This window comes from Nonomuraea sp. NPDC049655, assembly GCF_044465465.1.
In the GTDB taxonomy this organism is placed as follows: Bacteria; Actinomycetota; Actinomycetes; order Streptosporangiales; family Streptosporangiaceae; genus Nonomuraea.
Genome location: NZ_JBITLS010000003.1, coordinates 653,436 through 675,413, shown reverse-complemented (window position 1 = coordinate 675,413; position 21,978 = coordinate 653,436). Strand labels below are relative to the sequence as shown.

The window sequence follows — 21,978 nt, the reverse complement described above, 5'->3', positions numbered from 1 at the left end:
ATACACCCGGTCGCGGCGGCCGGTCCTGCCACAATCGTCGGATGCGTTTGTGGACGGTGCAGCACCGGGCGGTCCTGGCCACGCTGGAGGCCGGCGGCGAACTGGCCGGCGACTGGGCCCGCCTGTCGATCCCGTCGTACCGGCCGGTGTACGAGGCGATGGTGGAGGAGATGGCCAGGCGGGGCCTCGACTGCCGGGGCCGTCCGCCGGTGTGGGCGTGGCCCGGCCCGGACACCCGCGACGCCACGGTGGCCGTGACGGCCGAGTCCCTGCTCTGCCCGCAGACCGAGGAGGAGTACGCCCGTTACGTCGTCCTGGACCTGGACGTGCCGGACGACCTGGTCCTGCTCAGCTCGTACGGACGCTGGAACGACTTCATGGAGGCGGTCCTGCTGGGCGCGGGCCCGGCCGCCATGGACTGGTCGATCGGTGAGGAGGAGGTCGCCGGTGTGCAGGCGTGCCTGCCGTACGTGCCGGCCGGGTGCGTGCTCGGCGCCCGCCCTCTGGAACCGTTCGACGAGTCCCTGGAACCCACTGCCTGACGCGACGCCCCGGCGGGACGGCTCGCCGCCGCCGGTCAGATCACCAGACCGCCGGAGACGCGCAGGTTCTGGCCGGTGATCCATTGGGCGTCGGGCCCGGCCAGGAAGGCGACGACGTTGGCGATGTCCTCCGGACGTCCCAGCCGTTGCAGCGGCGTCAGGGCCACGGTGTGCTCGATGGCCTGCTCCAGGTGCTCACCGGCGGCGGCACGCATCATGTCCGTGTCGGTGGCGCCGGGGGAGACGCTGTTGACCGTGATGCCCCTGGGGCCGAACTCGCGGGCCGCGACCGCGGTGATCGACTCCAGTGCCGCCTTGCTGGCGAAGTACAGGGCCAGGCCCGCCGCCGCGCCGCTGGAGGTGATGTTGACGATCCGTCCGCCGTCACCGAGCCTTTCCGCGGCGGCCTGCATGACGAAGAACGGGCCCTTGGTGTTGACCGCCATCACCTCGTCGAAGTCGCTCTCGACGGCGTCGCGGATGTCTCCCATCGGGTTGATCGCCGCGTTGTTGACGACCACGTCCAGACCGCCCAGGCACCGGTCGACCTCGCCGAAGAGGTGCTTGAGGTCTTCCAGGCGCCCCTGGTCCGCCCGTACGGCGATCGCCCGCCCGCCGAAGGCCGTCACCTCGGCCACCACCGCCTCGGCCGCCGCCTGGTCGCGGTGGTAGGTGAACAGCACCGCCGCGCCCTCGCGGGCCAGCCGCACCACGATCGCCCGCCCGATTCCCCGCGACCCGCCGGTCACCAGGGCGTTCTTGTTCTCCAGCGTCCCCATGTCGACTCCTTGCCGTCGGCGGCTCCCCTGCTGGAAGCCGGTCACAGCGGAGTCGGAGCGGCGGCGCCGGTCTCGACATCCGTGCCGAAGAGAATTTCCGGCCTGCTCGGCCGTACGGCCCCCAGCCGTGCTGGGGGCCGTACGCCGCGTGCGAGAAGCGGGGGATCAGACGCCGAACGCCGCCGCGTAGCGGATGACGCCGTTCGGGACCGGCCGCTCGGGGTCGAGGGCGAGCGCCATCATGTACTTGTCCTCGACCTCGAACGGCGGCCGGATGCCGAACCCGGAGGCCGGGGTGAAGCCGAACCGCGGGTAGTACTCGGCGTGACCGAGCACGACCACCAGGTTCTCGCCCTGCTCACGGGCCGCGCGCAGGGCGGCGCGGATGGCGGCGGAACCCGCCCCCTGTCGCTGGCGTCCGGGCCGGACGGCGCACGGGCCCAAGGCGACGGCGGGGGAGTCGCCGACGTGGCAGCGGGTGAGCAGCGCGTATCCGGCGAGCTCGCCGCCGGGAGCCTCGGCCAGCCAGGCCAGGCCGGGCAGCCACGCCTGCGGGTCGGCCCGCAGCGCCTCGACGAGGTCGGCCTCGTGCGGGCCGGGGAAGGCCGACAGGTTGATCTCGCGGACGGCGGCGGCGTCGGCGGCGTTCTCGGGACGGGTGATCCAGGAAGAGGTCATGATCGGGTTCGTCTCCTTGTCCTTCTGCGGATGCGGGACCTGGCCGGTGTTGGTGGCGGACGGAACGGACGGGCGGCGGATGCGGCCGGTCATGACTGCCGGTCCCGGAACCTGTAGGTGGCGCGCAGGTGACCGGTGATGGCCTTCTTGTGGTTGACGCGCTCGTCGCGCAGCCGGGCGTCGGTCCGCGAGGCCGCCCAGGCGTTCTCCCGTTGCAGCTTCCGGTAGCTGCGCAGGCGGCGTCCGGACAGCTCACCCGACTGGATGGCGGCCTGGACCGCGCATCCCGGCTCGGTGTCGTGGGCGCAGTCGGCGAAACGGCAGAACGCGGCGAGCTCTTCGATCTCGGCGAAGACCTGCTCCAGGCCGTCGGCGGCGTCGTGCAGGCTGATCCCGCGCAGGCCGGGCGTGTCGATGAGGACCCCGCCGCCCGGCAGGGGCAGCAGCTCGCGGCGGACGGTGGTGTGGCGGCCCTTGCCGTCCTGCGCCCGCACCGTGCCGGTGGCCAGCAGGTCCGCGCCGAGCAGCGCGTTGCCGAGGCTGGACTTGCCCGCGCCCGAGGGGCCGAGCAGCACGGTGGTGCCGCGCACCAGCGTGGCCAGCACGTCGATGTCGCGACCGGTGGCGACGCTGGTGACGAGGACGTCCACGCCGGGCGCCAGCGCCTCGACCTCGTCGTGGACGGCCCCGGCGTCGTGGGCCAGGTCCGCCTTGGTCAGGACGATCACCGGCTGCGCCCCGCTCTCCCAGGCCAGGGCGAGCAGCCGTTCCAGCTTGGCCGCGTCCAGGGGCGTGGCCAGGGACAGGGCGATGAGCACCGTGTCGACGTTGGCGGCGAGCACCTGTCCATGGGAGGACCTGGACGCCGACGAACGCACGATCGCGCTGTGCCGCGGCAGCAGCGCCACCAGATGCGGCTCGGCGCCGGGGCGCAGCGCGGCCCAGTCGCCGGTGCACGGCGTCAGGAGCGGGTCGGGCGGGTGCGGCGCGGCGAACGTGGCCCGCGTCGGGCCCTCGGCGGTGACCGCCGTGCACAGGCCGCGGTCGACCCGGGAGATCCGGGCCGGGACGAGGCCCGCTTCGTAGTGTTCGGTGAAGGTTCGGTCGAGTGTGCCGGTCCACCCGTACCGGGACAGGCCGGATGGATCGGTGTACGTGTGTGACAACGTGAGACCCTTGCGGAGAAGGGGCCCCGACGAGACGTGGACGTCACCCCGCCTGATTCATGGCAGGGAGAGGAAGTGGGTCAGACCGGGGCCCGGGACGTGAGGTCGGTCCGGGCGCTGCACGGGGCAGCGGTCTTCACCGCGGTCATCGAACCTCACCTCCCTTCCACACAGATCCAGTACCGAACGAACGGCAGCCTAGCAGCTGTCCGGACAGCGGGACTCACTCTTCCTGGCGGAAGATGATCGCGGTGCCCGACGCGGCCTCGGCGGGCACGAAGATCTCCTGGCGACCGGTCACGCGTACCGGTACGTCGTTGTCGCGCAGGTGCTGTCGCGTGGCGGTGATGTCCCGCACCGACACCGTGCAGGCGACGAACGCGGGCAGGGCCGCGGGCTGCTCACCAGGCAGCAGGTCGCCGAGCGTCGAGGCGGTGACGACGGTGACGTCCGCCCGGTCGAAGACGTGCGGCCGACCGTCGCACGCCTGCCCGAAATAGGCGGCATAACGCCGCATCAGCGCGGGGAGCGCCTCGTCGGCGACGCACAGCACACATTCGACCAGCCCGGTGGCGCCGTTGGGGTGGACGGCGTGCGGCTGGATGCCGCGCGGTCGGGCCGGCGCGTTCTCGGCGAATCCGATCCTGCCTTCCGGCACGCGCCCGGCGGGCAGGCCGGGCGCGGAGATCTCCAGGTATCGGACCGGTTCCATCGTGGTGCCGGTACGGGTCTCGACGGGGCGCTGCACGGCGTGCACGCCGGCATGGTCCACGCCGGCCGCGGTCAGTCCCGCGGCGATGACGTCGATGTCCGGCGTGTCGGCGATCATGATGTGCAGGCCCTGGAACCGCTGCAGGAACGATGCGATGTTGGCGGTGGTGGCGCCGACGGCGGCCAGAAGTCCGGGCAGCCTGTCGTCGGGCACCCGCAGCGGGATCGGCCGGGCCTCGCCGGGCAGGTGGCCGGCGTCGTCGATCACGGCCACCAGCTCGATGAAGTTGCGCGGGAACTGCACGTGCGCGTTGGCCACGCCGAACGGCTCGGCGGCTCCTCCGGCGACCCGCGGCAGCATGGGGTAGGTGGGTGCGGCAACGGTGAAACCGAGTCGGCGGTAGGTGTTCATGGCCTGGGTCATGTCGTGCACGATGTGGCCCACGTGGTGCAGGCCGGTGATGTCGTCGCCCATGGTGAAGAGCCTCCATGCGTGCGGTCCTGGGGCGTGTTCCCCCGATCGAACTTTTTGAGAGTACACTATCATTTGATAGTGATCTCTCGTCATTGCTTCGATAGAGTGTCCCGCATGGGAGAGGGCGGGCTGCGCGAACGCAAGAAGGCCAGGACACGGGAGACGATCCTGCGCGAGGCGTTCAGGCTCTTTCGTGAGCGGGGCTACCACGCCACCACCACCGAAATGATCGCCGAGGCCGCCGAAGTCTCTCCGGCCACCTTCTTCCGCTACTTCCCGACCAAGGAGCATCTGGTCGTCCTCGACCGCTTCCCGCCTCTCACCGAGGCGTTGGCCGCTCAGCCGCCGAACGCCCCCGTCCCCCTGCTACGGGGTGCCTTCCGCGCCGCCTTCGCGTCTCTGTCGCCGGAGGAGATCGCCGCCGGGCGCGCCCGGGAGGTGTTCGCGGTCACGGTGCCCGAACTGCTGGCCGCCAACGTGCGCAGGAGTCCCGGCCTGATCGCGGAGGTCCGCCGGCTCGTGGCGGACAAGTCCGGCTGCGCTCCTGACGACCCGCGCGTACGCGACGCGGTCGGCGCGGTCTTCGGGATCGTGGCCATGGTCTGGATGCAGTGGGCCCACGATCCCGGCCTGGACGGCCCGGCTGAGATCGACACAGCGCTGGCACACCTGGAAGCCGGCCTGAACCGCGCCTAGATCGGCTGCCTGCTTCGTGCGGTGGAGTCGGCGCCGGGCATGCTGGGCCGACGAGACTACGCGGGACGCCGGCGCGGCGGCCCGGAGCGCAGCTGGGTGACGATCTCGGCGGCCAGGTGGCGGGCGTTGTGGCCGGCGCCGATGAGGGTGTCGGAGGCGGGGCCGGTCCAGTCGCCGTAGCCGTGCAGGTGCAGGCGGGGCTCGGCCAGGACGCGGGTGCCCGCGGTGGCGATCGCGCCGCCGGGGCCGCGCAGCTGCAGCGGGGCCAGGTGGCGGAGAGCGGGACGGAAACCGGTGCCCCACACGATGGCGTCGAAGGCCGCCGCGCTGCCGTCGGACCACGTCACCCCGTCGGGGGTGATCCGGCTGAACATGGGCTCGGCCTTGAGCACACCCCGGTCACGGGCCTCGCGCACGGGCGGGACGGCGATGATGTCGCCCAGGTCGGGGATGTCACCGGGGTCCCGCCCGGCCAGGACGGCCCGGTAGCGGCGGGCGGTCAGGGCGAACACGGCGCGGCCGTCCAGCTCGTCGGGCATCAGCCGGGGCGGGCGCGACGTCGCCCAGGCGACCTCGGTGACCCGCGACAGGTCGGCGAGGATCTGCGCGGCGGAGTTGCCGCCGCCGACGACCAGCACCCGGCGGCCGCGGAAGGGCTCGGGGCCGCGGTAGCCGGCGGTGTGCAACTGCTCGCCGCGGAAGTCGCGGATGCCGGGATAGTACGGCACGTACGGCCGCCACCAGGTACCCGTGGCGCTGACGACGATGCGGGCGTGCCAGAGCCCGGCGGCGCTCTCCACGGCGAGGCGGTCGTCGGCCCGCCGCACGGCTCGCACCGCGGCGGGCCGGACGATCGGCAGCCGGTAACGCCGCTCGTAGTCGGTGAAGTAGGAGACGACGTGGGGGGCGTCCGGGTAGCCGTCGCCGGGAGGAGTCGGCATCATGCGGCCGGGCAGCGAGCTGTGCCGGGCGAGGGTGAACAGGCGCAGCGACGGCCAGACGTGCCGCCACGCGCCGCCGGGGGCCTCCTGGGCGTCCAGGATGACGAAGTCGGCGCCGGCCCGGCGCAGGTGGTATCCGACTCCCAGTCCGGCCTGGCCGGCACCGATGACCACGACGTCGGCCAGCTGCGGGGTCCCGGTCATTCGACACTGTCGGGGGCGGCCATGACACGGCTCCTTAATTCGATATCAGTCGAAATTATAGATCGTCGCAGAAGGTGTGAATCTCGGTCATCGGCGCGGTGACTATCGTTGCGGGAACCGGCACCCTCGCCGTTAGCGTCGGCGCAGCGGTCGGCGGCCTCATCGCCGATCCCTGTCGAACGGAGCATCCGTGATGAACGTCGATGTGATCGTCGTGGGAGCCGGGCCGACCGGGCTCATGCTCGCCGCCGAGCTGGGCCTCGCAGGGGTGGCGGCCGTGGTCGTCGAACGGCTTCCCCGGCGCAGCGGGCAGTCCAAGGCGCTCGGCATCCAGCCCCGCTCCGCGGAGGCGCTGGAGTCACGCGGTCTCCTCGAACCCCTCATGGACCGGGCGATCCAGCGGGTGCCCGGCGGGCATTTCGCCGGGCTCCGACTGGACTACACCGCCTGGGACACCCGGCATCCGTACTCGATCGGCATCCCCCAAGGGCGCGTCGAGGCGTTGCTGGAGGAGCGGCTCGGCGAGCTGGGCGTCCAGGTCCTGCGCGGGCACGAGGTGACCGCGCTGTCGCAGGACGCCGACGGGGTCGAGGCGACCCTGCTCGGGCCCGCGGGCGGCGGGTCGCGGGTCACCGCGCGTTACCTGGTGGGCTGCGACGGCGGCCGCAGCACCGTCCGCGAGCTGCTGGGCGTCGGCTTTCCCGGCCTGGACGGCAGGCTGCTCTCGGTGGTCGCCGACATCACGATCGCCGACCCGGACGGCGCCGTGCCGGAGACCTGGACGCTGCCCGTCATGACGCCCGACAAGACCGGCAAGGGCTACATCGCGCCCATCGGCGATGGCGTGCACCGGTTCCTGTTCTACGGGGCCGAGCAGCAGGCGCTGTCCCGCGACACCCCGATCACCGAGGAGGAGGTGCAGCGGGCGCTGCGCAACGAGTTCGGCCCGGGGGTCCGCCTGACGGGCGTCCGGTGGGCGTCCCGGTTCACCGACGCCTCGCGGCAGGTCGAACGGTACCGGCACGGCCGGGTCCTGCTCGCCGGTGACGCCGCGCACATCCACTCGCCCATGGGCGGGCAGGGGCTCAACCTCGGGCTGCAGGACGCGTTCAACCTGGGCTGGAAACTGGCGGCCGAGATCGGCGGATGGGCACACGAGGAGCTGCTCGACAGCTACCACTCCGAACGGCATCCGGTCGCCGCGCGCGTGCTGGCCAACACCCGGGCGCAGGCGGTGCTGATCGTGCCCGAGGAGGAGAACCTGGCCCTGCGCGACATCGTCGAGCAGCTCGTACGGGTGCCCGAGGCCAACCGGATCGTCGCCGGCATGATCTCAGGGCTGGACGTCCGCTACGACCTGCCCGGCCGCCGCCATCACCTGCTGGGACGCCGCGTCCCCGACCTCGACCTGGTGACGTCGTCCGGGCCCGGCCGGGTGGCGCGGCTGCTGCGCGACGGCCGCGGCCTGCTCTTGACGACCGCCGACGAGGCGGCGTTCGCGCGGGCCGCCGGGCCGTGGTCGGCCAGGATCGGCCGGGTGCACGCGCAGGCGGAGCTCGGGGCGGACGCCGTCCTGGTAAGGCCCGACGGCTACGTCTGCTGGGCCGGTTCCGCCACCGACGTCTCCGGCCTCGCCGACGCCCTGACGCGGTGGGCGGGCGCTCCCGCCGGTGAACGTCCCTGAACGATCACCGGTCGCGCGCGGCCTTGACGGCCACCGGCACGATGGCCAGCGCCAGAACGCCGCCGCCGACGGCGAGGAGCGGGTAACCGGCGACGGCGACGACGAGGCCCGAGGCCATGCCGCCGGCGGCGCCGGCGATCGCGATGGAGACGTCGACCCAGCCCTGCGTTCTGGCCCGGGTGGCCGGCGGGGCGGCGTCGGTGATGATCGCGGTGCCGGCGACGAGGCCGAGGTTCCAGCCCAGCCCCAGCAGCGCGAGGGCCACGGCGTACCCGGCGACGGAGTCGTCGGGGGCGACGGCGGCGAGCGTTCCGGCGGCCAGCAGGACCAGCCCGGAGGCGGCGGCGACCGCGAGCGGGCCGTGGCGGTCCACGAGCCGGCCGGTCAGCGGCGAGGGCAGGTACATCGCGCCGATGTGGATCGCGATGACCAGGCCGGACGCGGCGGCGCCGGAGCCGCTGTCGTGCATGTGGACCGGCGTCATGGTCATGATCGCGACCATGACGACCTGGGTGAGCACCATGACCAGCGCACCGGCCGGCACGCCGGGGCGGCGCCTCGCGGCGTCCGGACGCGGCCGGCCGGCGGCGTCCACCGGCGCGGCGGTGAGGTCGGCTTCGAGTGCGCGGGCCAGCAGGAGCGGGTCGGGACGCAGCCAGACGGCCAGGACCAGGGCGGCCAGCGCGTAGGCGACACCGGCGAGCAGGAACGGCCCGGCCAGGTACGGGATGCCGAGGGCGGCCGCGAGGCTGCCGGTGGGCGCGGCGAGGTTGGGCCCTGCCACGCCGCCCAACGTGGTGGCGACCAGCACGGTGGACACCGCGGCCGCCCGGCGTGCGGAGGCGGCCAGGTCGGCTCCGGCGTAGCGGGCCTGGAGGTTCGTGGCGGTGCCGGCGCCGTACAGGAAGAGGGAGAGGAACAGCAGGCCGGGATGGCCGGCGACGGCGGCGACGATGACGCCGCCGCTGCCGACGGCGCCGGCGAGATACCCCAGGGCGAGGCCGGGGCGGCGGCCGCGGGCCTGGGAGAGGCGCCCGACGGCGACGGCCGCCAGGGCGGAGCCGGCGGTGCCCACGGCGCTGGGCAGCCCGGCCAGGCCGGTGGAGCCGAGCATGTCCTGGGCGAGCAGGGCGCCGACGGTCACGCCGGCCGCCAGCCCGACGCCGCTGAGGACCTGGGCGATGACCAGGACGATCAGGGAGCGGCGCTGCGCCTCGACGCGCGGGACGTCGTCTGCCCGGACGGGCACGTTGGTCGTCACGAGAGAGCTCTTTCGAAGAGGGGTTGCATCGACGGCGTGGCCCAGGCCCGCAGGCGGGGTCAGGCTCGGTCGCCCAGGTCCAGGCGGTCGAGCAGGCCGCCGGCGGTGAAGGCGGCCACCAGGTCGTCGCGGCCCTCGGTGAAGTGGGCCCAGCTGTCGTAGTGCACGGGCACCACCCGGCGGGCGCCGAGGATCCCTGCCGCCTCCACGGCCTGCGCGCTGTCGAGCACGATCAGCCGCCCGTCGAACAGGACGGAGAACCGGGGCCCACCGGCGAAGAGCACGGCGGTGTCCACCGGGCCGAACCGGCCGGCGATCTGCCGGACCGCGTCCAGCGAGGCGTTGTCGCCGCTGACGTAGACCGTGGGCAGGCCCTCCCCGGTCAGGACGAACCCGACGACCTGACCGGTGATCGGTTCGACCTCCTCGCGCGGGCCGGGGCCGTGCACGGCGGGCACGCCGGTGACGGTGATCGTGCCGCCGCCGCGGCGGTCCAGCTCGATCGACTCCCAGTCGGCCAGGCCCCTGGCCGTGCCGCCCAGCCGCCGCCCGCCCCCGGGCGTGGTGAGCGTGAGCGGGACGTCGGCCAGCAGCGCGCGGCCCGCGTGGTCCAGGTTGTCGGGGTGCTCGTCGTGGGAGAGCAGGACCACGTCGATGCGGCCGAGGTCGGCGGGCGTGGCGGACGGGGGAGCCGTCTTGGTCAGCCGGCCGCCCGGCACGTGGTAGTCGCCGGGGGCGTCGAAGGTCGGGTCGGTCAGGAAGCGCAGGCCGCCGTACTCGAACAGGGCGGTGGGACCGCCCAGGACGCGGACGGGGATCTGCTCGACGGGCGCGCCGAAAATGGCCATGCGAATTCCTCACGGATGGGGAGCGGTTTATCCGTGATGACGGTAACGGTGTCTCACGGACGAGCGCAAGCCGTACCATGAGACACATGAGCGAGACGCCGACCGCCGAGTCCGTGCCGCCGCCCGCGCCGGGGGCGGCGGACTACCTCGCCCTCGACTTCGTCAACAGCGCCATCGCGCTGCCCGGCGGGCAGTTCGTCGACCTGCTCGGCACGCCCGCGGCGACGAATCGCTGGCTCACCGAACGCGGCCTCGCGCCGGCCGACGCCGGGGTGCAGGAGATGTGCGCGACGCAGCTGCGCTCGCTGCGCGAGCACGTCAGGGCGTTGTTCAGCGCGCGGGTCGCGGGGCTGCCCGTCCTGCCCACGGCTCTGTCCGCCGTCAACGACGCGCTGAGCAAGGCCCCCACCGCCGCCCTGCTGTACTGGGACGAGAAGAACGGCCCCTACCGCGCGACGCCGTGCCCCACCAACGAGATCCTCGACCGCGCCCTCGCCACCTTGGCCGCCAACACGGCCGACCTGCTCACCGGCCCCGACGCCGACCGCCTCACCGGCTGCGGATCTCCGCCCTGCAACCGCTACCTGCTGCGGCACGGCCGCCGCCACTGGTGCTCCACGCGGTGCGGCGACCGCGCCCGCGCCGCCCGCGCCTACGCCCGGCGCACCCAGCCCACTCCCGACTGACGGCCCGCGCCGGTGTGGCGCACGTCACATGTTCAGCTGTCACAGGACGCGGGTCGACGGTGTTCACCGACGCCGAGCGGGCCGCCCTGGGCTGGCCGAGCAGGGCATCCGCATCGCCGACGGCGCCTGCCGGCCCGCCGCCCGCTGAACGACCCCGGCGACGCCCCGCGCCCGCTACCGCCGGCCGGGGGCGTTGTCGGCGGTCTGGGTGCGGTCGATGATGTCCAGGACGGCGTTCCTCGTCTCGCGGAAGGCGGCGGCAGTGTCGTCGGCGGCCGCGGTGACGGCCTGGCCGGTGGGGACGACCGCCGGTTCGAGCAGCAGGGCCACGGCGTCGGCGAGGACGTCCGCGGGGTCGCCGGCGCTGGGCGGCGCGGAGTCCGGGACGGACATGGCGGTGCCGAAGCCGGTGAGCAGGGCGTGCATGGCGTAGGACTGGTCGGCCAGCGGGCGGTCCTGGCGGAGCAGCCCGTGCCGGCGCAGGACCGGCATGACCGCCTGGCACATCGCGCTGGGCCGGGTGCGGTCGAACAGGTCACGGTCGCCCGTCTGCTCGGTGAGCAGCCGCACCGGGTCGGCGTCCTTGGTGGCGAGGCGGCGGGCCAGCGGGGAGCTCAGCCCGGTGCGGACCAGCAGCGGAGCCAGGTGGCGCGGCAGCACGGCGGCGGGGTCGGCGGTGATGCGGGCGATGACCGCCTCCAGGAAGGTCAGCAGCTCCCGGGCGAACAGGCCGAGGACGAGGTCCTCCTTGGTGGGCCAGTACAGGTAGACGGTGCCCTTGCCGACCCCTGCCGCCGCGGCGATCTCGCTGACGGTGACCTTCCGCACGCCGTGGTCGGCCACCAGCTCGCGCGCGCTGTCCAGAATGCGGGCGGCCTTGTGCGAGTGGTGTTCGATCAGGCGGCTCACTGCGCTGTCCTCCGGGTCGTGGGGCAGGATGTTCGGTTGTGCGTCAGAGGGCGGCGACGTCGAGGTTCTTGGCCCGCATGTCCTTGTTGTTGAGCATTCTCCTGCCCATGGCCCTGCCGACGCCCGGCATCCGCATCAGGCGCATCATCCCAGCTCTCAGCAACTGCTCCTTACGGTCGTGCGGGGTGAAGATGCGCCGTCCGGGCAGCGCGCTCTCCTGCTGCAGGTGGACGAACGGCCGCATCCGCGCCTCCCAGGCCCGCAACGCCCCCGGCAGGTCGCCGGGGTGGCGTTGCAGCATGGTGCCCAGCAGCTCGCCGCCGGCCAGGCCGCTGGAGGCGCCCATGCCCGCGTACAGGGTGACGCACCAGGCGGCGTCGCCGACCAGGACGACCCGGCCACGGCGCCAGCGCGGCATCCTGACCTGCTGCACCGAGTCGAACAGCGCGTCGGGCGCCCGCTCGTAGCGGGTCAGCAGCCCCTCCAGCAGGGGGCCGGTGGGTTCGGGGCCGAAGGCGGCGCGGATGGAGGCGACCGGCGGGCGGCGGAACTGGGCGTCGACGTCGGCGGTTCGGTAGGAGAACAGCAGGCTCGGGGCGTGGTCGGCGAACGGGAAGGCCCACACCGAGCGGCCGGGCTCGGCCAGGACCAGCCCCTCGTGCAGGCCGAAGCCGTCGACCGGGCCGTCGAGCACGGTGGCGCCGACCATGTAGCCCATCGGGTGCAGGTACTCCTCGTCGGGGCCGAAGACGAGCCGGCGCACCGTCGAGCGCAGGCCGTCCGTGCCGATCACCAGGTCGAAGCGCTCGGTCACGGTGGCGCCGGACGCGGTGTCGTGCAGCGTCACCTCCGCCGCCGCGTCGTCCTGGGCGATGCGGTCGGGGACGGTGGAGTAGCGGATCTCCACGTCGTCCGGCAGCGCCGCGAACAGGCCGCGCTCCACGTCGCCGCGCAGCAGCGGCCGGGGCCCGCCGGGGAGGAGGGAGGGGTTCATCCCGGGACGCCGGCGCCCCGCCCGGTCCACCTCGTAGCTGGTGACATGGGGGCCGCTGCGGTCGCCGATGGCCTCCAGCACGCCCAACCGCCCGGCCGAGGCGATGCCGGCGCCGAACAGCATGATGAAGTAGCCGCCGGAGCGGCGGGCAGGCGCCCGTTCCACCACCACCGGCTCCCAGCCGATCTGGCGCAGCCGCAACGCGGTGGCGATGCCGGCGATCCCCAGCCCGACCACCAGCGCCCGGCCGGTCGTCCTGCCCGCATTCGTCATGGCGCACTCCTTTCATGAGCTTCCCTGGGCATGCTAGCGAACAAACTGACCGAAATGGTTCTGTTGGTCAGTTCGTACGGGCGGGCCTGGGAGGCGGAGGAGCGCGGCGCGGGCGCGTCAGGCGACCGCGGTGCCCTCCAGCTCGACCATCAAGGTGGGGATCGCCAGCCTCGTCACGCCGAGCATCGTGGTGGCCGGCGCCGCCCCGGCGGCACCCAGCCTCGCTGCCAGCACGCCGTAGTGCTGGAAGAGCAGATCCACGTCCGTGGTGTAGACGTTGAGCCGGACGAGGTCCGTCAACGACATGCCGGCCTTCCCCAGGACGGCCTCCAGGTTGTCGAGGCTCAACGCCAGCTGCGCCGCCAGGTCGCCGTCATGCCGGGGCGTGCCGTCGTCGCCCGTCGCGGTCTGCCCCGAGCAGTACAGGGTGCGGGTCTGCCCGGAGACCAGCTCGCCCTGGTTGAACCCCATCTCGACCGACCAGGTGACCGGGTTGATCGCCGTTCGTTCCAGTGTCATGTCAGCTCCGTTCGATGTCACGTTCTTCGACGTCATGGTGATCAGCCTCCCAACGAATCACGACATCCTGTGTCGTGTATCTCGATAGGGTTTTCGCATGCGTGCCGACCGGCTGGTCTCCCTGGTGCTGCTGCTGCGGCAGCACGGACGGCTGTCGGCGACCACCCTCGCCCGCGAGCTGGAGGTGTCCACCCGCACGGTGCTGCGCGACATCGAGGCGCTGTCCGCGGCGGGCGTCCCGGTCTATGCCGAACGCGGCCGGCACGGCGGTTTCGTGTTGCTGCCCGGCTTCCGGACCGAGCTCACCGGCCTCAACCCCGACGAGGCGCTCGCCCTGCTGGTCGCCGGGTCGCGGCGCGGCGCGCAGGCGTTCGGCCTCGGCTCGGCGCTCGCCTCGGCGATGCTCAAGGTGGTCGACGCGCTGCCCGACAGCTACCGGGACACCGCGGCCGGCGCGGCCGAGCGGCTGCTCATCGACCCGGAGACCGACCTGCTGTCCCGTCGGCTAGCGGCCGAGGAGGTGCCCGACGACGTGGCGGCCGAGGTCCTGCGCGCGGTCTTCGCCGGACGCAAGCTGGAGATCCACTACGCGCCCTTCGGCGGGGCGCCCGAGTGGCGGACGGTCGACCCGATCGGCCTGGTCACCATCCGCGACCGCGGCTACCTGCTGGCCACGAGGTCCGGGGCCGACCGCACCTACCGGCTGTCGCGCGTCCAGGCCGCCAGGGCGCTTCCCGAACCCGCGCAGCGGCCCGACCGGGTCGACCTGGACCGGGCCTGGCAGGAGCGCAGCACCCGGTTCCGCACCGGCGGCGACCAGGTCACCGTGCTGGTGCGGATGGCCCCGAGGCGGCGGGAGGAGCTGCTGGGCACCGCGCTGGCCGTCCTCGCCGAGGAGGCCGACGCCGACGGCCTGCTGCGGCTGGAGGTGACGTTCCAGGACGACAGGCACGCCGTCTGGGCGTTGTGGCAGCTCGGCACGGACGCCGAGGCCCTGTCCCCGCAGTGGTTGCGCGACTCCCTGCACACCCGCGCGACCGCGCTCGCCACCCGCTACCGGGCGCCGTCCTGAGAACCGGCCGCCTGCCGCGCGGAGCCTGCCTGAAAACCTGTTGGCGGGCCGCGGGGGTCGCTGTTAGTTTGCCGGTGGCCGTGCGAGAGATCGAGGAGGTGGTACCCGTGGACACAGCAACGACATGGGTGCTCCCCTCAGGGGTCACGGTCGGCGACTGAGGCAGGTGTCGCCGGGAGCGCCGCGCCAGCAGGCACTCCCGAAAGGCAACAACCATGCATTCTCCGCAGCCCACCGCAGCGCCCCTCGACTACGACGTGGTCATCGCCGGGTGCGGGCCGACCGGCGCGATGCTCGCCGCCGAACTGCGTCTGCACGACGTACGGGTCCTCGTCCTGGAGAAGGAGACCGAGCCCAAGTCGTTCGTCCGCATCGTCGGTCTGCACGTGCGCAGCCTCGAGCTGATGGCGATGCGCGGCCTGCTGGAGCGTGTGCTCCAGCACGGACGACGGCGTCCGGCCGCCGGTTTCTTCGCCGCCATCGACAAGCCCGCGCCCAAGGGCCTGGATTCCGCGCACGCCTACATGGTGGGCATCCCGCAGCCGGTCATCGAGCGGCTGCTCGAAGAGCACGCGCTCGACCTGGGCGCGCACGTCCGGCGCGGTCACGAGGTGACCGGTCTCGACCAGGACGACGAGGGCGTGACCGTCGAACTGGCCGACGGGGAACGGGTGCGCGCCCGCTACCTCGTCGGCTGCGACGGCGGGCGCAGCACGGTGCGCAAACTGCTCGGCGTCGGCTTCCCGGGCGAACCCTCGCGGAACGGGACGCTGATGGGCGAGATGGAGGCGGGCGTACCGCAGGAGGAGATCGCCGCCACGGTGGCCGGGATGCGCGAGAAGCCCCAGCCGTTCTGGCTCCGGCCCTTCGGCCAGGGGATCTACAGCGTCGTCGTGCCCGCGGCCGAGGCCGGCGACCGTGCGGAACCGCCCACCCTCGACGACTTCAGGCGACAGCTGCGCGCCGTCGCCGGAACCGACTTCGGCGTGCACTCCCCGCGCTGGTTGTCCCGCTTCGGGGACGCCACCCGCCTGGCCGAGCGGTACCGGGTCGGGCGGGTGCTGCTGGCCGGCGACGCGGCGCACATCCACCCGCCCATCGGCGGACAGGGCCTGAACCTGGGCGTTCAGGACGCCGTCAACCTCGGCTGGAAGCTGGCCGCGCAGCTCCGCGGCTGGGCGCCCGACCCGCTCCTGGACACCTACCAGGCCGAACGCCGGCCGGTCGCGGCCGACGTGCTGGACAACACCCGCGCCCAGACGGAGCTGCTGTCCGCCGGACCGGGCCCGCGGGCCGTGCGCAGGCTGCTCACCGAGCTGATGGACTTCGACGAGGTGAACCGCCACCTGATCGAGAAGATCACCGCGATCGGCGTCCGCTACGACTTCGGCGAGGGCCCCGACCTGGTCGGCCGCCGCCTGCGCGACATCGACGTGAAACACGGCCGCCTCTACGACCTGCTGCGCCGCGGCCGCGGCCTGCTGCTGGACCGCACCGAACGCCTGACCCCCGGCGGCTGGTCGGACCGGGTCGACCACCTCGCGGATCCCACCGCGGCCCTCGACGTCCCGTGCGTCCTGCTGCGTCCGGACGGCCACGTCGCCTGGATCGGCGACGACCAGCGGGACCTGGACGGCCACCTGTCCCGCTGGTTCGGCAGCCCCGCCTGACCGGGGTCAAGTGGCGAGGGAGGCCGCCCGGTGGTTCGGTCCGGGTCAGCGGGCATCGGCTGCCTCCCGCGTGCCGAGGACGGCGGGCCTGAGCGTGTGCGCGCACCACTGAGCGAACCCGGTGGCCGGCGCCGCCTGCGGCGCGCGGTGGACGCCCGCGTCCAGGCCCTCGTCCTTGGCGCGCTTCATGGCGACCACGGCCTCGACGAACGCCTCGTCGAGGCCGTGGCCGAGCAGGGCGGACCGCAGTTCGCCGAGCGGCTGACGCCGGTAGCGGACCGGACGCCCCAGCTCCTCGGTCATGATGCGGGCCAGGTCGTCGGGCGACAGGTCCTGCGGGCCGAGCACCGGAACACTGCCGACGCCGGTCCAGGAGCGGTCCAGCAGCAGCCCGGCCGCCGTCGCGGCGATGTCGGCGACGGCCACCATCGGGGCCGGGCGGTCGGCGGCGGCGGTGTCGGTGAAGACGCCGTCCGCGCGGATCGAGCCGGCCTCCTCCAGCAGGTTCTCGTAGAAGGACGGGCAGGCCAGGGCGCGGTAGGCGACGCCGGAGGCGGCGATCAGGTCGTCCATGGCCAGGGAGGCGGTGACCAGCCCGGCCCGGGCGGCCTGCGGGGTGGCGCGGCCGAGCGCCGAGACGCCGACGACATGGCCGACGCCGCAGGCGGCGAACGCCCGCGCGGCCGGTCGGGTGAAGCCGCTGAACCCTTCCTCGGGCGTGACCGAGGCGTCCGGCGGCACCAGCCAGAAGACAGCGTCGGCCCCGGCGAAGGCGTGCTCGACGGTCGCGGCGTCGCCGTGCGAGCCGGTGACCACCTCGACCCGCCCGCGGACGCTCTCGGGGAGCCGGGCGGGGTCGCGGACCACGACGCGCAGCTCCTCTCCACCGGCGGGCGCGGCCTCGACCAGCAGGGACAGCAGCCGCCGGCCGATGTTCCCGGTGGGGGCGGTGATGACAATCATGAAAAACCTCGCGGTTCGTGTCGGATCGGTACAGCGCTTTCATCGTGGAGATCCGGCCCTTATTGCCACAATGGGAACTTCAGCATGCAATCCTTGCCGGAATTGGAATGACACCGTTGACCAGCACAGCCGCGAACCTCGACGCCAACCTCGCCGTCGCCCTCGACGCCCTGCTGACCGAGCAGAGCGTTACCCGTGCCGCCGCCCGGCTGGGCACGTCACCCGCGGCGATGAGCCGCACCCTGGCCCGGCTGCGCCGGGTGCTGCAGGACCCGCTGCTGGTGCGGGCGGGGCAGGCGATGGTGCCCACGCCCCGCGCCGAGGCGCTGCGGGACGAGGCCGCCGCGGTGGTGCGCAGCCTGGCGGCGCTGCTCACCCCGAGCGGCGGGATCGATCCGGCCGCGATGCGGCGCACCTTCACCGTCCAGGCGTCGGACCTGGTGGGCGCGGCGCTGGCGCCGGGCCTGCTCGACCTGGCCCGGCGCGGGGCGCCGGGCGTCTCGCTGCGGGTGCTGGCCGAGGAGTGGGAGGCGGGCCCCGCGCTGCGCGAGGGCCGGATCGACCTGGAGATCGGGGCGATCGACCACGTCGACCCGGAGACCCGGGTCGAGGAGCTGGTCACGCTGCGGATGGCGGCCGGGGTGCGGGACGGGCACCCGCTCGCCCGGCAGCCCCTGACGCCCGCCGGGCTGGCCGCCGCCGAGCACGTGGCGGTCAGCCGCCGGGGACGTTTCACCGGCCCACTGGACGCGGCCCTGGCCGAGCAGGGGCTCAGCCGGCGGGTCAGCGCCGTCCTGCCCGGACATCTGGCGGCGATGGCGCTGGCCGCGGCCGGTGACGCGGTCTGCCTGGTGCCGGCCGAGCCGCCGGGGGAGCCCTCTTCGCCGCTCGGCGACGCGGCGCGCGCGCTCGGGCTGCGCCTGCTGGAGATCCCGCTGGCGCTGCCGCCGCTGACCATCGGCATGGCCTGGCACCCGCGCCACACCGCCGACGGGGCCCACCGGTGGTTGCGTGACGCGGTGCGCCGGGTGCTCCGTCCAGGCCGTCAGGGGTAGGTCACCGGTGGCCGGAAAAATATTCGCGGGCGGATGTCGAGAACCCTCCGGCGGCTCCGTCCCAGGGGCGGAAGACGAAGACGACCCCGAAGGGACGACCATGCGAACGAACGAGATCACCGAGATCCTGAACCGGCCGATCAGCCGGGAGCTGCTGGCCCGCGACCTGACCCGGCTGGCGTACGTGGCCAAGGACGGCACGCCGCGCAACGTCCCGATCTCGTTCACCTGGAACGGTTCCGAGATCGTCATGTGCACCACGAAGAACGCCCCCAAGCTGGCGGCCCTGCGCGCGAACCCCATGGTCGCCCTGACGATCGACACCGAGGTGCACCCGCCCAAGATCCTGCTGATCCGCGGCCGCGCCGAACTGGACGTCGTGGACGGCATCCCGGAGGAGTTCCTCCAGATGAACGGCTCGTACGAGATGACGGCCGAGCAGCGGGTCGAGTGGGAGGCCGAGGTCCGCTCGCTCTACGACGGCATGGTCCGGATCATCGTCACCCCGACGTGGGTGAAGCTGATCGACTTCGAGACGACGCTGCCGAGCGCGGTCGAGGAGCTGATCAGGCAGCGGGCCGAGCGGGAGAGCGCCGCGACCCGGTAGAAGGCCCCGCACGAACCGGCGGCCCGGGCGCTTTGGCCCCGGGCACAAGGTCTCAGACGCTATTCGTCGTCCACGATGAAGAGGACGGCGGCGACCTGGCCTAGCGTTCGGTCATGCGCCGCCTCTCCCTCGACGACCTGTACGGCCTGGCCGTACCCGGTGATCCACAGCTGCGTCCGGACGGCTCCGCCGTCGCCTACACCCTGACGACCGCGGACCGCGAGTCCGACGCCAACGTGACCGAGATCTGGCTGGCCACCCCGGGCGCCGCCCCGCGCAGGCTGGCGACCGGCGCGGCCCCCCGCTGGTCGCCCGACGGCCGCACCCTCGCCTTCCTGCGCCCGGCCGGCGGGCCGCCGCAGATCCATCTGCTGCCCATGGACGGCGGCGAGCCGCGCGTCCTCACCTCGGCGCCGCTGGGCGCCGGCGTGCCCGTCTGGTCGCCCGACGGCACCCGCATCGCCTACGCCGGGCCGTCCGGCGAGGTGGACCCGAACGCGCCGATCGTCATCGACACACTGGAGTACAAGGCCGACGGCGCCGGGCTGCTGTGCGGCCTGACCACGCACCTGTTCGTCGTCGACGTCGAGGACGGCGCCTCGGTGCAGGTGACCTCGGGCGACTTCCACGCCGGCGCGCCCGCCTGGGCCCCGGACGGCGGCCTGCTGGCCTTCACCGCCGGCCTGGACCCCGACCGCGACCTGGACATCTGCGGCGGCCTCTACCTGGTCGAGCCCAAGCAGGACGGCGCGCTCGAACGCGCGGGCGGCGACGGCGTGATCTGCATGGGCGTCTGGTGGCTGGGCGGTCGCTGGATCGTGGCCGGTTACCGCGGCGTGCCCGAGGGCCACACCCGCCTGTTCGCCCTGGAAGGGGATGACTTCGCCGAGATCGAGATCGGCCTCGACCGCAACGTGATGATCGGCGCGCCCGGCTACCCGGGGGCGACGCCCGCGATGAACGGCGACGACCTGCTGTTCTGCGTCCGTGACCGCGGATTCACCCACCTGTACCGGCTGACGCCCGGCGGCGTCGCCGAGCGCATCGTGGACGAAGACCGGAACGTGGCCGGCGTCAGCGTCGCCGCCGGACGGGTGGCCTACGTCGCCTCCACGCCGCGCAGCTCCGGTGACGTCTACCTCGACGGCGAGGCCCTCACTGACCACGCCCCCGAGGGCGTCGAGCTGTTCCAGGCGCGCAGCCGGACCTTCACCGCCCCCGACGGCACGGCGGTCGAGGCGTTCGTGCTGCGCGACGAGACGCTGACCGAGCCGGGCCCGCTGCTGCTGGACATCCACGGCGGCCCGCACAACGCCTGGGCGCCCGTCTTCGACGGCGTGCACCTCTACCACCAGGCGCTCGCCGCCCAGGGCTGGACCGTGCTGCTGGTGAACCCGCGGGCCAGCGACGGGTACGGCGAGGCGTTCTACACCGCCACGGCCGGCGCCTGGGGCCTGTCGGACGAGGACGACTTCCTCACCCCGCTCGACGTCCTGGTCGAGGAGGGCGTCGCCGACCCCGCCCGGCTGGCGGTCACCGGCTACAGCTACGGCGGCTACATGACCTGCTGGCTCACCGGCAGGACCGGGCGCTTCGCCGCCGCCGTCCCCGGCGGGGTCGTGGTCGACCTGCGCAGCATGGCCGGCACCGCCGACCTCGGCTACTTCCTGGCCAAGCACGAGGTCAGGGACGAGTTCGTCGAGCAGTCGCCGATCACCTACGCCGGCGACGTCGTCACCCCGACGCTGATCCTGCACGGCGGGTCGGACGACCGCTGCCCGATCGGCCAGGCCGAGCAGTGGTTCGAGGCGCTGCGCGAGCGCCGGGTGCCGGTCCGTCTGGTCCGGTATCCCGGTGGTTCACACCTTTTCATCCTCAACGGACGGCCTTCACACCGCTTCGACTACAACGAAAGGATCCTCGCGTGGCTGGATCAATGGGTCAGCGTCTCGCCGAACTGATCGAGAAGTACGAGGTCCCGGGCGCGGCGCTCGCCTACCTGCACAACGGGGAGCTGCACGAGTTCGCCGCGGGCGTGCTCAACGTCGACACCGGCGTGGAGGCGACCCCCGACTCCCTGTTCCAGATCGGCTCGGTCTCCAAGGTCTGGACCGCCACCCTGCTCATGCAGCAGGTCGAGCGTGGCCGGCTGACCCTGGACACCCCGGTCGCCGAGCTGCTGCCCGGCTTCCGGGTCGCCGACGCCGAGGTGACCAAGACCGTCACGGTCCGGCACCTGCTGTCGCACACCAGCGGCATCGACGGCGACCTGTTCCTCGACACCGGCCGCGGCGACGACTGCATCGAGAAGTACGTCGAGGCCTGCGCCGACCTGGCGCAGAACCACCCGCTCGGGGCCACCCAGTCCTACTGCAACTCCGGCTTCGTCATCGCCGGGCGCATCCTGGAGGTGCTGGAGGGCAAGACCTGGGACGAGGTGCTGCGCGAGAACATCTGCGAGCCGCTCGGCCTGACCCACACCTGGACGCTGCCGGAGGACGTGCTGCGCTTCCGCGCCGCGCACGGCCACGTCGAGGACGGCAAGGCGGCCCCGGTGTGGGGCCTCATGCGCTCGTGCGGTCCGGCCGGCCTCATCTGCGCCCGTCCGCGTGACGTGGTCGCCTTCGGCCGCGCCCACCTGGAGGGCAGCCTGCTGGACGACCCGCGGGCGATGTGGGAGCCGCAGGTCGACATCCCCAACCCGCACACCCTGGGCAGGCAGTGGGGCATCGGCTGGATCCTCGACGAGTGGTCCGGCCACCGCGTCATCTCGCACGGCGGCAACACCATCGGCCAGCACGCCATGCTCTGGGTCGTGCCCGACACCGGCACCGTCGTGTGCGTGACCACCAACGGCGGCCACAGCGGCGCCCTCACCCACGCCGTGGCCACCGAGCTGTTCGCCGAGCTCGACGGCCTGGCCGTGCCGCCGGTGCTCGGCCCGCCGGAGACCCCCGTGCAGGTGGACGTCGAGCGGTACGCCGGCGTCTACGAGCGGGTCGGCGCGCGCATGACCGCCAGCGTGCACGACGGCGCGCTCAGGTTGCGCGTCGAGTCGACGGGCGCGCTCGCCGCCCTGCAGGAGCCGTTCGACCTCGACCTCGTCGCCGTCGACGACGTCACCTTCGTCGGCCGCCGCGAGGGCGACCCCGACTGGGTCTCGGGCGTGTTCTACCAGCTCGACGACGGCTCGCCCTACTTCCACCTCGGCGTCCGCGCCACCCCCAAGATCGCCTGAGGAGACC

Annotated in this window: 21 protein-coding genes; 10 read left to right on the top strand and 11 right to left on the bottom strand. The window is 73.3% G+C overall.

All coding sequences use genetic code 11. The annotated features are described in order from the left end of the window. Nucleotides 1–41 precede the first annotated feature (41 nt). Nucleotides 42–542, top strand: coding sequence for a hypothetical protein (locus tag ACIBQ6_RS12905; RefSeq protein WP_397211793.1), 501 nt, complete (start codon nt 42–44; stop codon nt 540–542). A 35-nt stretch (nt 543–577) separates the two neighbouring features. Here ACIBQ6_RS12905 and ACIBQ6_RS12900 read toward each other — a convergent pair whose 3' ends face one another. The 4 genes from ACIBQ6_RS12900 to ACIBQ6_RS12885 form a co-directional block, all read right to left on the bottom strand. Further along, the gene (locus ACIBQ6_RS12900) at nt 578–1,321 is read right to left on the bottom strand and encodes an SDR family oxidoreductase (protein WP_358287191.1); all 744 of its coding nucleotides are present in this window, start codon (nt 1,319–1,321) and stop codon (nt 578–580) included. A gap of 165 nt (nt 1,322–1,486) precedes the next feature. Continuing rightward, complete coding sequence (locus tag ACIBQ6_RS12895; protein ID WP_358287577.1) at nt 1,487–1,999, bottom strand: N-acetyltransferase; 513 nt, start codon at nt 1,997–1,999, stop codon at nt 1,487–1,489. A gap of 89 nt (nt 2,000–2,088) precedes the next feature. Continuing rightward, nucleotides 2,089–3,165, bottom strand: coding sequence for a ribosome small subunit-dependent GTPase A (gene rsgA, locus ACIBQ6_RS12890; RefSeq protein WP_397211791.1), 1,077 nt, complete (start codon nt 3,163–3,165; stop codon nt 2,089–2,091). A gap of 223 nt (nt 3,166–3,388) precedes the next feature. Further along, nucleotides 3,389–4,351, bottom strand: a complete 963-nt coding sequence (locus ACIBQ6_RS12885) for a VOC family protein (RefSeq protein ID WP_397211790.1) — start codon at nt 4,349–4,351, stop codon at nt 3,389–3,391. A gap of 114 nt (nt 4,352–4,465) precedes the next feature. Between ACIBQ6_RS12885 and ACIBQ6_RS12880 the strand changes: the two genes are divergently transcribed. Then, a complete protein-coding gene (locus tag ACIBQ6_RS12880) occupies nt 4,466–5,047 on the top strand; it encodes a TetR family transcriptional regulator (RefSeq protein WP_397211788.1) in 582 nt (193 codons plus the stop codon). A gap of 56 nt (nt 5,048–5,103) precedes the next feature. Here ACIBQ6_RS12880 and ACIBQ6_RS12875 read toward each other — a convergent pair whose 3' ends face one another. Continuing rightward, a complete protein-coding gene (locus ACIBQ6_RS12875; protein ID WP_397211786.1) occupies nt 5,104–6,192 on the bottom strand; it encodes an ArsO family NAD(P)H-dependent flavin-containing monooxygenase in 1,089 nt (362 codons plus the stop codon). A 193-nt stretch (nt 6,193–6,385) separates the two neighbouring features. Between ACIBQ6_RS12875 and ACIBQ6_RS12870 the strand changes: the two genes are divergently transcribed. After that, nucleotides 6,386–7,876 carry an FAD-dependent monooxygenase gene (locus ACIBQ6_RS12870; RefSeq protein ID WP_397211784.1) on the top strand — a complete coding sequence of 497 codons (1,491 nt, stop codon included), beginning with the start codon at nt 6,386–6,388 and terminating at the stop codon, nt 7,874–7,876. Between the two features lie 4 nt (nt 7,877–7,880). Here the strand turns inward: ACIBQ6_RS12870 and ACIBQ6_RS12865 are convergent, their stop codons facing one another. Beyond that, nucleotides 7,881–9,137, bottom strand: a complete 1,257-nt coding sequence (locus tag ACIBQ6_RS12865; RefSeq protein ID WP_397211782.1) for an MFS transporter — start codon at nt 9,135–9,137, stop codon at nt 7,881–7,883. A gap of 59 nt (nt 9,138–9,196) precedes the next feature. Next, nucleotides 9,197–9,985, bottom strand: coding sequence for an MBL fold metallo-hydrolase (locus tag ACIBQ6_RS12860; protein WP_397211780.1), 789 nt, complete (start codon nt 9,983–9,985; stop codon nt 9,197–9,199). A gap of 86 nt (nt 9,986–10,071) precedes the next feature. Here ACIBQ6_RS12860 and ACIBQ6_RS12855 point away from each other — a divergent pair, with 86 nt between their 5' ends. After that, entirely contained in the window at nt 10,072–10,671 is a 600-nt protein-coding gene (locus ACIBQ6_RS12855; protein WP_397211778.1) for a CGNR zinc finger domain-containing protein, read from the top strand. Nucleotides 10,672–10,845: 174 nt separating this feature from the next. Here the strand turns inward: ACIBQ6_RS12855 and ACIBQ6_RS12850 are convergent, their stop codons facing one another. From ACIBQ6_RS12850 to ACIBQ6_RS12840, 3 genes are all read right to left on the bottom strand, one after another. Next, the gene (locus ACIBQ6_RS12850; protein ID WP_397211776.1) at nt 10,846–11,580 is read right to left on the bottom strand and encodes a TetR/AcrR family transcriptional regulator; all 735 of its coding nucleotides are present in this window, start codon (nt 11,578–11,580) and stop codon (nt 10,846–10,848) included. A 43-nt stretch (nt 11,581–11,623) separates the two neighbouring features. After that, complete coding sequence (locus ACIBQ6_RS12845; RefSeq protein ID WP_397211774.1) at nt 11,624–12,847, bottom strand: FAD-dependent monooxygenase; 1,224 nt, start codon at nt 12,845–12,847, stop codon at nt 11,624–11,626. Between the two features lie 117 nt (nt 12,848–12,964). After that, the gene (locus ACIBQ6_RS12840) at nt 12,965–13,360 is read right to left on the bottom strand and encodes a RidA family protein (protein WP_352362696.1); all 396 of its coding nucleotides are present in this window, start codon (nt 13,358–13,360) and stop codon (nt 12,965–12,967) included. 103 nt (nt 13,361–13,463) lie between these two features. On the opposite strand from ACIBQ6_RS12840, the gene ACIBQ6_RS12835 reads away from it, so the two are divergent. Together ACIBQ6_RS12835 and rox are read left to right on the top strand one after the other, a co-directional pair. Then, nucleotides 13,464–14,438, top strand: a complete 975-nt coding sequence (locus ACIBQ6_RS12835; protein WP_397211772.1) for a helix-turn-helix transcriptional regulator — start codon at nt 13,464–13,466, stop codon at nt 14,436–14,438. Between the two features lie 215 nt (nt 14,439–14,653). Beyond that, nucleotides 14,654–16,108 carry a rifampin monooxygenase gene (rox, locus tag ACIBQ6_RS12830; protein ID WP_397211770.1) on the top strand — a complete coding sequence of 485 codons (1,455 nt, stop codon included), beginning with the start codon at nt 14,654–14,656 and terminating at the stop codon, nt 16,106–16,108. A gap of 45 nt (nt 16,109–16,153) precedes the next feature. Here rox and ACIBQ6_RS12825 read toward each other — a convergent pair whose 3' ends face one another. Next, complete coding sequence (locus ACIBQ6_RS12825; RefSeq protein WP_397211768.1) at nt 16,154–17,071, bottom strand: NAD(P)H-binding protein; 918 nt, start codon at nt 17,069–17,071, stop codon at nt 16,154–16,156. A gap of 116 nt (nt 17,072–17,187) precedes the next feature. Here ACIBQ6_RS12825 and ACIBQ6_RS12820 point away from each other — a divergent pair, with 116 nt between their 5' ends. The 4 genes from ACIBQ6_RS12820 to ACIBQ6_RS12805 all read left to right on the top strand — a co-directional run bounded on the left by ACIBQ6_RS12820 (nt 17,188) and on the right by ACIBQ6_RS12805 (nt 21,971). Beyond that, the gene (locus ACIBQ6_RS12820) at nt 17,188–18,126 is read left to right on the top strand and encodes a LysR family transcriptional regulator (RefSeq protein ID WP_358287167.1); all 939 of its coding nucleotides are present in this window, start codon (nt 17,188–17,190) and stop codon (nt 18,124–18,126) included. 100 nt (nt 18,127–18,226) lie between these two features. Next, complete coding sequence (locus tag ACIBQ6_RS12815) at nt 18,227–18,733, top strand: pyridoxamine 5'-phosphate oxidase family protein (protein WP_397211766.1); 507 nt, start codon at nt 18,227–18,229, stop codon at nt 18,731–18,733. A gap of 113 nt (nt 18,734–18,846) precedes the next feature. After that, nucleotides 18,847–20,694, top strand: a complete 1,848-nt coding sequence (locus ACIBQ6_RS12810; protein WP_397211764.1) for a S9 family peptidase — start codon at nt 18,847–18,849, stop codon at nt 20,692–20,694. After that, nucleotides 20,658–21,971: a serine hydrolase domain-containing protein gene (locus tag ACIBQ6_RS12805; RefSeq protein WP_397211762.1), complete on the top strand. Its 1,314-nt coding sequence runs from the start codon at nt 20,658–20,660 to the stop codon at nt 21,969–21,971. The genes ACIBQ6_RS12810 and ACIBQ6_RS12805 overlap by 37 nt, the downstream gene beginning before the upstream one ends. Nucleotides 21,972–21,978 lie beyond the last annotated feature (7 nt).